Source organism: Parafrankia colletiae, from assembly GCF_001854655.1.
Taxonomy (GTDB): Bacteria; Actinomycetota; Actinomycetes; order Frankiales; family Frankiaceae; genus Parafrankia; species Parafrankia colletiae.
The window spans coordinates 24114-39931 of sequence record NZ_MBLM01000150.1 but is presented as its reverse complement, the minus strand read 5'-3'; the positions used below and the strand labels follow the sequence as shown (position 1 = coordinate 39931).

Annotated in this window: 2 protein-coding genes; both read right to left on the bottom strand. The window is 75.0% G+C overall.

All coding sequences use genetic code 11. The annotated features are described in order from the left end of the window. The coding region (locus tag CC117_RS26835; RefSeq protein ID WP_116287909.1) for a type I polyketide synthase at positions 1 to 5447 on the bottom strand (5447 nt) is incomplete at its 3' end. 57 nt (positions 5448 to 5504) lie between these two features. Continuing rightward, a complete protein-coding gene (locus tag CC117_RS26830; protein WP_241830457.1) occupies positions 5505 to 15398 on the bottom strand; it encodes a type I polyketide synthase in 9894 nt (3297 codons plus the stop codon). Positions 15399 to 15818: the final 420 nt, after the last annotated feature.

The window sequence follows — 15818 nt, the reverse complement described above, 5'->3', positions numbered from 1 at the left end:
CCCTCACCCCACCCCGTCCCATCCGCACCCTCCGCAAACGCCTTCACCCGACCATCCCCCGCCAACCCACCCTGACGGGAGAACTCCACGAACGTCGTCGGGCTGGCCATGATCGCGACACCGCCGGCCAGCGCCATCGTGCACTCGCCGGCACGCAGCGCACGCACCGCCAGATGCAGCGCGACCAGCGACGACGAGCAGGCGGTGTCGACCGTGACGGCCGGGCCCTCCAGGCCCAGCGTGTAGGAGATCCGGCCCGAGGCGACACTGCCGGCGTTACCCGTCAGCAGATAGCCGCCGGCGTCGTCTCCGGCCTGCAGGCCGGTCAGATAGTCGTGGTAGCTCAGCCCGGTGAACACCCCGGTGTCACTGCCCCGCAGGGAGGTCGGGTCGATACCGGCCCGCTCCAACGCCTCCCACGACACCTCCAGCAACAGACGCTGCTGCGGATCCATCGCCAACGCCTCCCGCGGCGACACCCCGAAGAACTCCGCGTCGAAGTCACCGGCGTCATACAGAAAGCCGCCCTCACGCACAGACGACTTCCCTGCACGCCCCGGAACCGGATCGAAAAGACCCACCACATCCCACCCACGATCCACCGGAAAACCGGCGACCGCGTCCACGCCGTCGACCGCCACCCGCCACAGATCTCCCGGTGACCGCACCCCGCCCGGGAAACGACACCCCATACCCACGATCACCACCGGATCGTCCGTCGTACGATCCGCGGCGCCCTTCCCAGCGCCGTTTCCGACGCGCGCGACAGCCGCGCCGGCACCCGCCGCCGTCCCCGCGGAACCGGGGGCGTCTCCCAGCAGGCCGGTGTGCAGACGGGCTGCGACGTCGCGGGGGCTGGGGTGGTCGAACACCAGCGTTACCGGCAGGCGCAGGCCGGTGACCTCCGCCAGCCGGTTGCGCAGCTCCACGGCGGTGAGCGAGTCGAACCCCAGCTCCCGGAACGCCGTGGCGGGCTCGACCGCCGCCGGCGAGGAGTGACCGAGCACGGCGGCCGCCTGCGCCCGGACGAGATCGACGAGCGCATCCAGGCGTTCCGCCGCGGCCAGCCCGGTGAGCTGGCCGATCAGCCCGGCCGCGGACCCGTCACCGCCGCCGCCGTCGGCGTCGCCGGGGCCGCGTCCTGTTCCCGCCGGGGTTGTTCCGCCCGGGACGAGTGCGCGCAGCACCACCGGGAGCGTCCCGGCCTCGACCTGGGCCCGCAGCGCCGCGCCGGACAGCCCGATCGGCACCAACGCCGGCGCGGGCGCGGGCGGCGGCTCCAGCTCGGCGGGCGGGGTCACCAGCGCCCGGTCGAACAGGGCGAGCGCCTCGGTTGTGGCCAGGGCGCGCATGCCCGTGCGGGTCATCCGGCGCAGGTCGGTGTCGCCGAGGCCGGCGGTGAGGCCGCTGCGTTCGTCCCACAGCCCCCACGCCAGCGAGACTCCGGGCAGCCCGTGGGCCGCGCGCCACTGCGCGAGTGCGTCCAGGAACGCGTTCGCCGCCGCGTAGCCGCCCTGCCCGGGTCCACCGAACACCCCGGCGGCCGACGAGAAGAGGACGAAGCCCGCCAGGTCGAGATCGGCGGTCAGTTCGTGGAGGTGCACGGCGGCGTCGACCTTGGGCCGCAGCACCGCCTCGACCCGCTCGGCGGTGAGCGACGTGACGGCCCCGTCGTCGAGGACACCGGCCGCGTGCACGACCGCGGTCAGCGGCCGGTCGGCGGGGACCGTGGCCAGCAGTGCCGCGAGCGCCGCGCGGTCCGCCACGTCGCAGGCCGCGACGGTGACGTCCGCGCCGAGGTCGGTGAGCTCGCCCGCCCACGCGGGCACCTCGCCACGGCGCCCGGCGAGCAGCAGGTGCCGCAGGCCGTGCCGGGTGACGAGGTGGCGGGCGAGCAGCCCGGCGAGCGTGCCGGTCCCACCGGTGATCAGGACGGTGCCCCCGGGGTTCCAGGGCAGCGTGCCGGCCGCGACGTCGGGCGCGGCGTCGGGTGGCGGTGGCGCGGGTGTCAGGCGGGGCACGAGGATCTGGCCGGCGCGCAGGGCGAGCTGCGGCTCCCTGCGCGCCCGGGCGGAGGCCAGGGCGACAGTCAGGGCGGTGGGCAGCAGGCCCGGGGTGCTGTCGGCCTCGTCCAGGTCCAGCAGGACGAAGCGGCCAGGGTGCTCGGACTGCGCCGAGCGGACCAGGCCCCAGACCGCCGCGGCCGCCGGATCGAGGGCGCGGCCCACCGGCGGTTCCCCGCTCACCGCGCTCCGCGTGGTCAGGACCAGCGTGGATCCGTCGAGGCGTTCGTCCGCCAGCCAGGTCTGGAGAAGCGACAGTGTCCACCGCACCGCCGCGTGCACACCGACCGCCGTCGCCGGGTCGCCGGCGGTTTCGGTGGGTGGCAGCGGGATGACCACCCACGGCGCGGGCGGATCACCTGCCGCGTCGAGTGCTGTCTGCACCTCCTCGACCGCGGCGACGGTCAGGATCCGCGGCGGGACGGGCGGGACGGGCGGTTCCCCGTCGGCGGGTGGTGGCAGCGCGGTCCATGTGAGCTGGAACAGCGCCTGCTCGGAAAGGTCGTCGCGGGCGGGGACGTCGGCCGCCGGGGACAGGGGCGGGCCGGCGTCCAGCCAGTAACGGCGGCGCTGGAAGGCATAGGTGGGCAGGTCCACGCGGCGGCCGCCGGCGACCAGCGGCGCCCAGTCGACCGGCACTCCGCGGACCCACAGCTCGGCCGCGCTCCCGGTAAGGCGGCGCAGGCCACCCTCCTGCCTGCGTAGGGAGCCCACGGCCAGCGTGTCGTCGGCGCCCGCGTCCTGCGCGACCTCGGCGACCGCCGGGGTCAGCACCGGATGCGTGCTGATCTCCACGAAGACCCGGTAGCCCTCGTCGACGAGGTCGCGGACGGCCCCGGCGAACCGCACGCCGCAGCGCAGGTTGCGGAACCAGTAGTCGGCGTCGAGGGTTCCGGCGCCGGTGTGGCCCTCGACGTCCTCAGTGCCCTCGACGGTGGAGCGGAACGGAATCCGGGGCCGGGCGGGACGCAGCCCGGACAGCTCGCTCAGCAGGCTCTCCCGCAGCGACTCCACCTGGCTGGTGTGGGAGGCGTAGTCGACCGACAGCCGCCGGACCCGCACTTCCCGCTCCGTCCAGTGGGCCGCCAGCTCGTCGAGGGCCGCCGGCTCGCCGGCCACGACGGTCGCCGACGGCCCGTTCACCGCCGCCAGCTCGACCCGGCCGGCCCACGGGGCCGACGCCGTCTCGACGTCGGCGACCGGCAACGCCACCGACAGCATGCCGCCGCGACCGGCCAGGCTCTCCCCGATCAGCCGGCTACGTACCGCCACGACCCGCGCCGCGTCGTCCAGCGACAACGCGCCGGCCACACACGCCGCCGCGATCTCCCCCTGGGAGTGCCCCACCACGACATCCGGCCGCACCCCCCACGACTCCCACACAGCGGCCAGCCCCACCATCACCGCCCACGAGACCGGCTGCACGACGTCCACCCGGTCCAGCCCCGGTGCCTGCGCCGCGCCCCGCAGCACATCGACGACCGACCAGCCCACGAAAGGCCGCAGAGCCTGATCGCACTCGGCCACCCGCCGGGCGAAGACCGCGGACGTCTCCAGCAGCTCCGCGCCCATCCCCGCCCACTGCGCGCCCTGACCAGGGAACAGCCACACCACCCGGCCGGCGCCGGCGCCGGGACGTCCGCGCAGCAGCCCGGGGTCCGGCTCGTCGCGGGCGAGCGCGTGCAGGGCCGCCGGTCGGTCGTCGCCCAGCAGCACGGCGCGGTGTCCCATCGCGGCGCGCCCGTGCAGCAGCGACCATCCGACGTCGGCGACGTGGGGCGCTGTCCCGTTCACCGGGGCTGTCCCGTCCACCGGCGCGGCGACGACGTCGGCGAGTCGGGCGGCCTGCGCCCGCAGCCCGGCTGCCGACCGCGCCGACAGGACCCAGGGCACCGCCCCGACGTCCGCCACCACGCCCGCTGAGCCGTCGCCCGCTGAGCCGTCGCCCGCCGGGCCGTCGCCTGTCGAGGCCTCCTCGGGCGGGATCTCCCCGGTCGGGGCCTCCTCGATGATCACGTGGGCGTTGGTGCCGGAGACACCGAAGGACGACACCCCCGCGCGGCGCGGGCGGGACGTCCGCGGCCACGCCACCTGTTCGGTGAGCAGCCGGACGTCCCCCGCCGCCCAGTCGACGGCCGGCGTCGGCTCGGTGACGTGCAGGGTCCGTGGGAGGGTTTCCCGGCGCAGCGCGAGGACCATCTTGATGATGCCCCCGACCCCGGCGGCGGACTGCGCGTGCCCGATGTTCGACTTCAGCGAACCCAGCCACAGCGGCGCCCCGTCCGGCCGGCCCTGCCCGTAGGTCGCCAGCAGGGCGTCGGCCTCGATCGGGTCGCCGAGCGGGGTTCCGGTGCCGTGCGCCTCCACCGCGTCGACGCCGTCCGGGGTCAGCCGGGCGTCGGCCAGCGCCGCCCGGATCACCCGTTCCTGCGACGGCCCGTTCGGCGCCGTCAGTCCGTTGGACGCCCCGTCGGAGTTCACCGCGCTGCCCCGCACCACCGCGAGGACGGGATGTCCCAGCCGGCGGGCGTCCGTGAGCCGTTCGAGCAGCAGGACGCCGACGCCCTCGGACAGGCCGAACCCGTCGCCGTCCGCCGCGAACGCCCGGCAGCGCCCGTCCGGGGAGAGCGCGCGCTGCCGGCTGTACTCGCTGAACACCAGCGGGCTGGACATCACCGCCACCCCTGCCACCAGCGCGAACCCGCACTCGCCGCCGCGCAGCGCCCGCGTCGCCAGGTGCAGCGCGACCAGCGACGACGAGCAGGCGGTGTCGACCGTGACCGCCGGCCCCTCCAACCCGAGGACGTAGGCGAGCCGCCCGGAGAGCACGCTGCTGGCGGCGCCGGTGCTCAGATGGCCCTCGACGTCCACCGGCACCTCGCGCAGCCGGCTGACATAGTCCTGGTAGATGCTGCCGACGAACACCCCGGTCGCGCTGCCGCGCAGCGTGGACGGGTCGAGGCCGGCACGTTCGACCGCCTCCCAGGCGACCTCGAGCAGCAGGCGCTGCTGCGGGTCCATCGCGAGCGCCTCACGCGGGGAGATCCCGAAGAACTCGGCGTCGAAGTCGGCGGCGTCGTGCAGGAACCCGCCATGGCGGGTGTAGGTGGTGCCCGGGCGCTGCCCGTCGGGGTCGTGGAGTGCGGCGACGTCCCAGCCGCGGTCGGCCGGCAGTTCGCTGACCCCCTCCCGCCCGGCGGCGACCAGCTCCCACAGGTCCTCCGGGGAGCGGACGCCACCCGGGAACCGGCAGCTCATCCCCACGATCGCCATCGGTTCGTGCGCGGCGTCCTCCAGCTCGCCGAGCCGGCGGCGGGTCCGGCGCAGATCCGCCATGATCTTCCGGACGGAGTCCCGGAGGCGGTCCTCGCTGGCACTGGACATCGGTCGCACTCCCTCTGTCAGGCAGATCGCGGGATCAGGACGGCCCCGGCGGACGGATCAGAACGCACCGAGCTCCCGGTCGATCGCCTCCAACATCTCGTCGTCGCTCATCGCGTCGAACTCGTCGTCGTGGTCGTCCGCCGCCGAGCGGTCACCCGCCCCGCCGGCCGCGCCGGTCGCGCCGGTCGTGCCGGACCGGAGGTCGTTCCACCGCCACAGCAGCGCCTGCAGCCGCTGGGCGATCACCTCCCCGTCGACGCCCCCGATCCCACCGCCGGCGTCACCGCCTGCGCCCGCACCGGCGCCGCCGCCGCCCGGCTGGATCGCGGCCAGCGCGGCTTCGAGCCGCTCCAGCTCGGCCAGCGGCCCGCGGGCCTCACCGCGGCCGGGCTCCAGCTCGCCGCGCAGGTAGCGGGCCAGGGCGAGCGGCGTCGGCTGGTTGAAGACCAGCGCGGCCGGCAGCCGCAGACCGGTGATGGCGGTGAGCCGGTTGCGGAACTCGACGCCGCTGAGCGAGTCGAAGCCGAGGTCGCTGAACGAGCGGTCGTCCGCCACCGCGGCACCGCGCTCGTGACCGAGCACCGCCGCCGCCTGGCCCCGAACCAGGTCGAGCAGGACCTGCTCCCGCTCCGGCACCTCCAGCTCCGCCAACCGGCGCGCGAACGCGGACGCCGCCCCGGGCGCGGGTGCGCCGTCACCGCCTGGTCCCGGCCCGGGCCCGGGCACGGCACCCGCGGCGACCCGCCCCACCGGCCGCATCTGGACGGGCACCCCGTCGATCAGGCCCTCCGCCGCAGCGACGCCGTTCAGGTCAGGTGCGGGCCCTTCCTGTGCGCCGCCGGGGTCGGGCGCAGGTGCCGGGCGCAGCGTCAGCGAGCCGGTGGCGACCGGCTGTCCGGTGGCGTCGGCGGTGGCAACAGCGACCTCGTCGGTGCCGACCGGTGACAGCCGTACCCGCAGACTCGACGCTCCGGTGGCGTGCACCTGGACGTCGTTCCAGCAGAACGGCCGCAGCCGCCGCGCTCCCAGACCGGGGTCGAGGACCAGCGGGTGCAGAGCGGCGTCCAGCAGCACCGGATGCACCGCGAACCGGCCCGCCTGCGACGCGAGCGAGCCAGACAGGCTGACCTCGGCGAACAGCTCACTGCCGCGGCGCCAGACGGCGCGCACCGCCTGGAAGGCCGGCCCGTAGTCGACACCGGAGGCGGCCAGACGCGGGTAGAGATCGTCGATCGCGATCTCCTCCGCGCCCCGCGGCGGCCACACGACCAGGTCGAACTCCGCCTGCCCCGCCGGCTCGGATCCGTCGCCGACCTCGAGCGATCCGGTGGCGTGGCGGGTCCACCTCGCACCCGAGCCCGGAGCGGCGTCGGCGTCGGCGTCGGCATCGTGATCGTCCTGGTCTGGACGGGAGTAGACCGTCAGAGGACGTCCACCCGCCGGGTCGGGCGGTCCCACCGAGACCTGGAGGTGGACGCGACCGTGCTCGGGGACGACCAGCGAGGTCTCCAGGGTGAGCTCGGCGACCTGCCCGCCGCCAGCCTCGGCGCCGGCACACAGGGCCAGCTCCAGGACGGCGGTGGCGGGCAGCAGGGCGGTTCCGGACACCGCATGGTCGGCGAGCCACGGATGCTCGGCGCGGGACAGGGCTCCCGTGAGCGCCAGCCCACCGGTGTCGGCCAGCGGTGTCACGACGTCCAGCAGCGGATGGCCCGCGCCGGACCGGGCCCGACCGGATCCGGTGGAACCGCTGGTGGGCGCCGGAACCTCGGGCCAGTAACGCCGGTGCTCGAACGGATAGGTCGGCAGATCCACCGGGCGGCCTGCGGCCACCAGCGGACGCCAGTCCACCGGCAGGCCCTTGGCCCACAGCTGCGCCGCGTTCACGGCCAGCCGCCGCACCCCGCCGTCGTCACGCCGCAACGAACCGACGGCGACGGTCTCATGGACACCGGCCGCGCCCGTCACATCGGCCGCCTCCGCTGCCTGCGTCACTGCCGCGGTGAGTACCGGATGGGTGCTGACCTCGACGAACGTCCGATGCCCGGCGGCGACCAGGCTGTCGACGACCGGGCCGAAGCGGACGGTCGAGCGCAGGTTGCGATACCAGTAGTCGCCGTCGAGCTCGCCCGGGTCCACCGGCCCGCCCGTCACCGTCGACCACATCGCCACCGCGCCCACCTGCGGGTTCACCCCGGCCAGTTCCGCGGTCAGACGCTCGCGGACGCGCTCCACCTGCCCGGTGTGGGAGGCGTAGTCCACCGGCAGCCGCCGGGCCCGCGCCCCGTCCCGCTCCCAGCGGGCCAGTATCTCCGCCAGCGCCGCCGGCTCACCCGCCACCGTCGTCGCCGACGGCCCGTTCACCGCCGCGACCTCCAGCCGGCCCTCCCACCGCTCCAGGGTCTCCGCCACCTCCGCGAGCGGCAGGGCCACCGACACCATCCCGCCGCGGCCCGCCAGCTCCGCCGCGATCACCCGGCTGCGTACCGCCACCACCCGCGCCGCATCCTCCAGCGACAGAACTCCCGCCACACACGCCGCCGCGATCTCCCCCTGCGAATGCCCCACCACCACATCGGGCCGCACCCCCCACGACTCCCACACCGCCGCCAACCCGACCATCACCGCCCACGACACCGGCTGCACCACGTCCGCCGACTCCAACTCCGGCGCCCCCGCAACGCCCCGCACCACATCCAGGACCGACCAGTCGACGAACCGCCGCAGGGCGCGATCGCACTCCGCCACCCGCGCCGCGAACACCGCGGAGGCGTCCAGCAGCTCCGCACCCATCCCCGCCCACTGCGCACCCTGACCGGGAAACACCCACACCACCCGGTCGTCACCGCGGGCGGCGGCGTGGCCGAGCACCACGTCCTCGTCGAACTGCCCGGCGGCCAGCGCACGCAGGCCCCGGAGACGATCAGGGCCGGTGACCGCCGCACGGTGTTCCAGCGCCGCCCGCCCACCGGCCAGCGACCGGCCGACATCGAGGACGGACGGCGGGTCGCCGGCGCCCTCCAGGTGCGACAGCAACCGCCGCGCCTGCGCCCGCCGGGCGGTCTCCGACCGGGCCGAGAGCACCCACGGAACCGCCTCCGCCGCGGCGACGAGGGAGAACGCAGCTGGTTCTGGTTCCGCGGAGCCGGCTCCGGCGGCCGGGGCCTCCTCGGGGGCTTCTTCCAGGATGACGTGCGCGTTCGTCCCCGACATTCCGAACGACGACACCCCCGCACGCCGTGGACGCCGTGGACGCCTCACCTCACCCGGCCACGGAACCGTTTCCCGTACCACCTCCACACCACCCGACGACCAGTCCACCCGCGACGTCGGCGCCTCCACATGCAACGACCCCGCCACCACACCCCGCCGCAACCCCTCCACCATCTTGATAACCCCCGCCACCCCTGCCGCCGCCTGCGCGTGGCCGATGTTCGACTTCACCGACCCCACCAACAACGGACCGGCCGCACCCCGCTCCCGCCCATACGTCGCCAACAACGCCCCCAACTCGATCGGATCTCCCAACCGCGTCCCCGTCCCATGCCCCTCCACCACATCCACATCCGCCGCACCAATACCCGCATCCACCAGCGCCGCCCGAATCACCCGCTCCTGTGCCCGACCCGACGGCGCCGTCAAACCATTCGACCCACCATCCTGATTCACCGCCGAACCCCCCACCACCGCCAACACCCCATGACCATTACGCACCGCATCCGACAACCGCTCCACCACCAACACACCCACCCCCTCACCCCACCCCGTCCCATCCGCACCCTCCGCAAACGCCTTCACCCGACCATCCCCCGCCAACCCACCCTGACGGGAGAACTCCACAAAACCCACCGGCGTCGACATCACCGTCACCCCACCCACCAACGCCACCGAACACTCCCCCACCCGCAACGACCRCACCGCCAGATGCAACGCCACCAACGACGACGAACACGCCGTATCCACCGTCACCGCCGGACCCTCCAACCCCAGCGTGTAGGAGATCCGCCCGGACATCACACTGTTCGCGGTCCCGGTCGCCAGATATCCCTCGGTGCGCTCCGGCTCGTGCGACAACAGTGAGACGTAGTCGTGAATGTTGGCGCCGACAAAGACCCCTGCGTCACTGCCCCGCAGTGACGTCGGGTCGATACCGGCCCGCTCCAGCGCCTCCCACGACACTTCCAGCAAAAGACGCTGCTGCGGATCCATCGCCAGCGCCTCCCGCGGAGAAACCCCGAAGAACTCCGCGTCGAAGTCACCGGCGTCGCGCAGGAACCCACCCGACCGCACGTACGACCGGCCCGGGCGACCCGGCACCGGGTCGAAAAGACCCTCCACATCCCAGCCGCGGTCCACCGGAAAACCTGAAACCGCGTCCACACTCTCGACCGCCACCCGCCACAGATCCCCCGGCGACCCCACCCCACCGGGAAAACGACATCCCATACCCACGATCACCACCGGATCGTCCGCCGTCGCGGGCATGGCGACAGGCGTCGCGGTCGCAGCTTTCGCGCCGGCCGCGGCGCTGCCGTCCGTGGGCTTGCTGGAGCTGTCCGAGGCGCCGGCGGTGGCGGTGTCTCCGGGCAGCTCGTCCTGGAGGTAGGCGGCGAGGGCCGCCGGGGTGGGGTGGTCGTAGACGACGGTGGTGGGTATCCGCAGCCCGGTCCGCTCCGCCAGACGGGTGCGCAGCTGGACGGCGGTGAGCGAGGTCGAGCCGAGCTCGCTGAGCGTGCGGTCCGCGGGAACCTGGTCCGCGGAGTCGTAGCCGAGGATGGCCGCGGTCTCCGAACGGACGACGTCCAACAGCTGCCGCCGCCAGTCGGCGTCGGGCATCCCGGCGGGCCGACCGAGAAGCTCCGGCGCACCGCCCGCTGCCACGCCGCCCGCACCAGGCGCGGCGGCAGCACCGCCCGCCGACGCGGTGGCGGGCTGCGGGTTGAGGGCGGCGTCGGCCTCAGGGAGGTCGGCGAGCAGCGGGCTGGGGCGGGCCGCGGTGAAGGTCGGCGCGAACCGCTCCCAGTCGACGTCCGCCACGGTCAGGCAGCCGGCGCTGCCGCCGGTCTGCGCCAGCGCGGCGACCGCGAGGCCCGGGGGCAGCGGGATCAGGCCGCGGTCGCGGAGGTGGCTGGCAACCGTCGGGTCGACGGCCATGCCGCCCTCCGCCCACGGGCCCCAGGCCAGCGCGGACGCCGCCAGTCCCCGCGCCGCGCGGCGCACCGCCACCGCGTCGAGGTAGGCGTTGCCCGCGCTGTAGGCGCACTGGCCGCCGCTGCCCCAGGTGGAGGCGATCGAGGAGAACAGCACGAACGCATCGAGCTCCCGGTCGCCGAGCAGCTCGTCGAGGTTGCGGGCGCCGGCGACCTTGCCGGAGACCACCTCGGCGAACGCGGCGACGTCGACGTCCCGCAGCGCGGTGAACTCGCCGGCGACGCCGGCCGCGTGCACCACGGCCGTGAGCGGGCAGTCGGCCGGGATGCCCGCGAGCACGGCGGCGAGCGCGTCCCGGTCCGCCGCGTCGCAGGCGACCACGGTGGCCTCGGCGCCCCGCCGGGCCAGGTCCGCCACCAGCTCCGGCACGCCGGGCGCCGCCGCGCCGCGCCGGCCCGTCAGGACGAGGCGCGTGGCACCCCGGTCGGCGCACCAGCGGGCCACGGCTGCGCCCAGCGCCCCCGTCCCACCGGTGATCAGCACGGTGCCGCGGGGCCGCCAGTCGTGTCCCTCCGCAGGGTCGCCGGGCCGGGAGCGGGTGAGCCGACGCGCGAAGACCCCCGAGGCGCGGATCGCGACCTGGTCCTCGCCGGAGGTGCCCGCCAGCACCGCGGCGAGCCGGCGGGCCGCCGCCTCGTCGGGCGCGGCGGGCAGATCCACCAGGCCGCCCCAGGCCCGCGGCAGCTCCAGCGCCGCGACCCGCCCCAGGCCCCACACCTGTGCCTGGACCGGGCTCGCCGCCGCACCCCCGTCGCCGGAGCGCTCGGCGTTGCCAGCGCCAGCGGCGCTGCCGGCGCCGTCGGCAGCGGGCACCGCGCCGCGCGTCGCGCACCACAGCGGTGCCGCGACACCGGCGTCGCCGAGTGCCTGGAGCAGCACGAGGGTGGCCGCGAGTCCACGGGACAGTGCCGGATGATCGGACCGCTCGCGCTCGTCGAGGGCGACCAGGGAGAGCACACCGGCGAGCGGGACGTCGCCGCCGGCCACTTCGGCGAGGCGGGCGGCCAGCGAGGCGCGGTCGGCCCCGGCGGTGTCGGTGTCGGCGTCCGTGCCGAGCGTCAGGACCGCAGCGACCTGGYCGCCACCGCTCTCGACCCCGCGCACGCACCAGTCGACAAGCTCACCGTGGACGGGTTCGTCGGCCGCGGCCCCGGAGCCGCCGGGCACGGCCGTGCCGGGGACGACCAGGAGCCACCGCCCGAGCGGCGTGTCCGCGGCCGGCAGCGCCACCGGCCGCCACAGCGCCCGGTACCGCCATCCGGCGAGGGCCTCCTGGTCGCGGCGGCTCGCGCGCCAGGCCGCGAGCGCGGGCAGGACGGTGCGCAGGGCGGCGTCCGGGTCGACGTCGACGACCTCGGTGAGGTCGCCGCGGTCCACCGCGTCCCAGAAGGCCGCGTCGACGGCCTGGCTCGCCTCGCCCGCCTGGCCGCCGGCGCCCGACACACCCGACACACCCGACACACCCGACACGCCCAGGGTGCCCGGCCCGCGCACCGCGCCCGGAGCACTGTTCAGCCGTGGCGCGGCGGGCAGGATGTCGCCCAGCCAGAAGCGCCGGTGTTCGAAGGGGTAGGTCGGCAGATCCACCCGACGGGCGCCGGTGCCGGCGAAGTACGCCGACCAGTCGACAGCCACACCGCAGACACCCAGCTGAGCGAGGGCGCGGGCCAGAGCCGGCTCCTCCGCGGTGTCGCGGCGCAGGGTCGGGACGAAGGTGGCGCCGGCGTCGTCCGGCAGGCACTCCTGCCCCATCCCGGTGAGCGCCGCGTCCGGGCCGAGCTCGAGGAACGTCCGCACGCCCCGCTCGTGGAGACGGTCGACGCCGTCCCGGAACCGCACCGCGGACCGGACCTGGCGGACCCAGTACTCGGCGGAGCACAGCTCGTCGACAGTGGCGATCTCCCCGGTGAGGTTGGAGACGACGGGAATCGTCGGGGGCCGCAGGCTCAGCTCACCGACGACGGCCCGGAAGGACGCCAGCATCCCGTCCATGTGCGCCGAGTGGAACGCGTGCGCGACCTGCAGCCGGGTCGCTTTCCCGCCCTGCGCCCGCCACCGCTGCGCAATCTCCAGGACGGGCTCCGCATCCCCGGAGATGACCACCGAGGCCGGCCCGTTGACGGCGGCGACATCCACCTGACCAGCGCCGGGCCACGCGGCGATCAGGTCGCGTGCCTGCTCCTCGGACGCCCGCAGCGCGACCATCGCGCCGCCGTCGGGCATCGCCTGCATCAGCCGGCCGCGGGCGGCCACCAGCGTGCAGGCGTCGTCCAGCGTGAGAACGCCGGCGACGTGTGCGGCGGCGAGCTCGCCGATCGAGTGGCCGAGCAGGAAGTCCGGCCGCACGCCCCAGGAGCCGAGCAGTTCGAAGAGCGCCACCTCCAGCGCGAACAACGCCGGCTGGGTGAACTCGGTCCGGTCCAGCGCCTCACCTGACAGGCGACCCACCTCGATGTCGGTGACTGCGCTGCCGGGGCCCGAGCCGCCGGCGCCCGAGCCGCCGGGGTCCGAGCCGCCGGGGTCCGAGCCGCCGGGGTCCGAGCCGCCGGCGGGCTCGTCCGCGGCTCGGGCGCCGAAGACGACCTCACGGAGTGGACGGGTGAGGTGCCGGTCGAAGCTCGCGCACACGGCGTCGAACACCGCGGCGAACACCGGGAAGCCGGCGTGCAGCTGCCGGCCCATGCCCAGGCGCTGCGCCCCCTGGCCGGTGAACAGGAACGCGAGACGGTCGGTGTGCTGCCCGGGGCGCGCCGTGCCCCGGATCAGCGCGGCCGACGACTCGCCGCGGGCCAGCGCCTCGAGGCCACGCAGCATGCCGTCGCGGTCCGCGGCGACGACAGCGGCACGGTGCTCGAGTGTCGCCCGGCCCGTCGCGAGGGACCAGCCGACGTCCACCAGGCTCGGCTGGGGCTCGCCCGTCACCCGGGCCAGCAGCCGGGCGGCCTGCTCCCGCAGCGCCGGCTCCGACTTGGCCGAAAGCAACCACGGCAGCCAGGACGAGGACGGCACGGTCGGCGTACTCGGGGCGTCCGAGGTGGTCGGAGCTGGCGGTGGCTCCTCCAGGATGACGTGGGCGTTGGTGCCGCTGACCCCGAAGGCGGAGACAGCCGCGCGGCGCACCCGGGAGCCGTCCGGCTGCCAGGCGACCGGCTCGGTCAGCAGACGCACCTGGCCGGCCGACCAGTCGACACGGGACGACGGGGCGTCCACGTGCAGGGTGCGCGGAAGCTGGCCGTACCGCAGCGCCAGCACCATTTTGATCACACCGCCGACGCCGGCGGCGGCGACCGTGTGCCCGACGTTGGACTTCAGCGAACCCAGCCACAGCGGCCGGTCGACCGGCCGGTCCTGCCCGTAGGCGGCGAGGAGCGCCTGGGCCTCGATCGGGTCGCCGAGCCGGGTCCCGGTGCCGTGCGCCTCCACGACGTCCACCTCTGACGGTGCGACACCGGCGCTGGCCAGGGCCGCGCGGATCACCCGCTGCTGCGCCGGCCCGCTGGGCGCGGTCAGCCCGTTGGACGCCCCGTCCGAGTTCACCGCGCTGCCCCGAACGACGGCGAGCACCGTGTGACCGCGGCGGCGGGCGTCCGACAGCCGTTCCAGCACCACCACCGCGGCGCCTTCGGCCCAGCCGGTGCCGTCCGCCGCCTGCGCGAAGGACTTGCAGCGGCCGTCCGGCGCCAGGCCCTGCTGGCGACTGAACTCCACGAGGACGTCGATCGTCGCCATCACGGTCGCACCGCCGGCGAGGGCCAGCGTGCACTCGCCGGTGCGCAGCGCCTGCGCCGCCAGGTGCAGGGCCGTCAGCGACGACGAGCAGGCGGTGTCGACGGTGATCGCCGGCCCTTCGAGACCGAGGGTGTAGGCGACGCGGCCAGAGGCGACGCTGGGCAGCGTCCCGCTCATCAGATGGCCTTCGACACTGGCCGGGGCGTCCCGCCACGGCGGGCTGTAGTCGGCGACGGCGATGCCGGTGAACACCCCGGTCGGGCTGCCCCGCAGCGAGAACGGGTCGATGCCGGCGCGTTCGAGCGCCTCCCAGGAGACCTCCAGCAACAGCCGCTGCTGCGGGTCCATCGCGAGCGCCTCGCGCGGCGCTATCCCGAAGAACGCCGCGTCGAAACCGGCGGCGTCGTCGAGGAAGCCGCCCTGGCTGGTGTAGAACGTGCCGGAGCGGCTCGGGTCGGGGTCGAAGCTGCCGGCGATGTCCCAGCCGCGGTCGGTGGGCAGGTCGACGACGGCGTCACGCCCGTCGGCGACCAGCTCCCACAGGTCCTCGGGCCCGCGGACACCACCGGGGAACCGGCACGCCATCGACACGATCACGACAGGGTCGTCCGTGGCACTCCCGCCCGGACGAGCTTCCGCACCAGGCTGGTCGGGCGTGGGCTGGTCGGGCGTCGGCGACCGCAGGATCCGCTCCCGGAGATAGCCCGCGAGACGTTCCGGGGACGGATGGTCGAACAGCAGCGTGGCGGGCAGCTCCAGACCCAGCTCGGCGCCGAGCGCGTTCCGGAAGCCGGCGGTGTTCCCGCCGCCGAGCCCCAGCCGGCGGAACGGAACCTGCGGGTCGAAGGCAACCGGCTGCTCACCTGCCGCCATCTGCGCACGGTCAGCGGCCTGCGCACCGACGGCCCGGGCGACCTCACGGCGCAGCAGATCCAGCAGGATCCGTCGCTGTTCGGCCTCCGCCAGCCCGAGGAACATCTCCCGCCAGGTGGAACCGTGCTGTCCAGCCAACACTTCTCTCCCAGGATGGAGGTCCGACGCATGGAGACAGACCCGGCGGCCCGATATCAGACGCCCTGATATCAACCGCCGAGAACAGGTATCAGCCGAGGACAGAAACAACGACGGCATACGACGGCATCAGGCACGATGTCGTACCCGGCCCGCTCCTCCGAGCATTATCCTGGCCGGCAGATCCGCAACGCCACGATCAGTCCGGAAGAAGACCCGATAACTGATCGGGACGCCCGCGATCCGAGCCGCCAGCAACAGTCCAGGCAGCACGCTCCGCCGCGACGCCCCAGCTGGAAGCGCCTCTCATACGGCCGCACACCGCACGGGCGGAGCGGGCGGAACACCACGGCGCACCCGCGACGTATGCCGCCGGGAGGTGCCCTCGACCACCACTGTGCGGCAAAATCCAGACAGTCG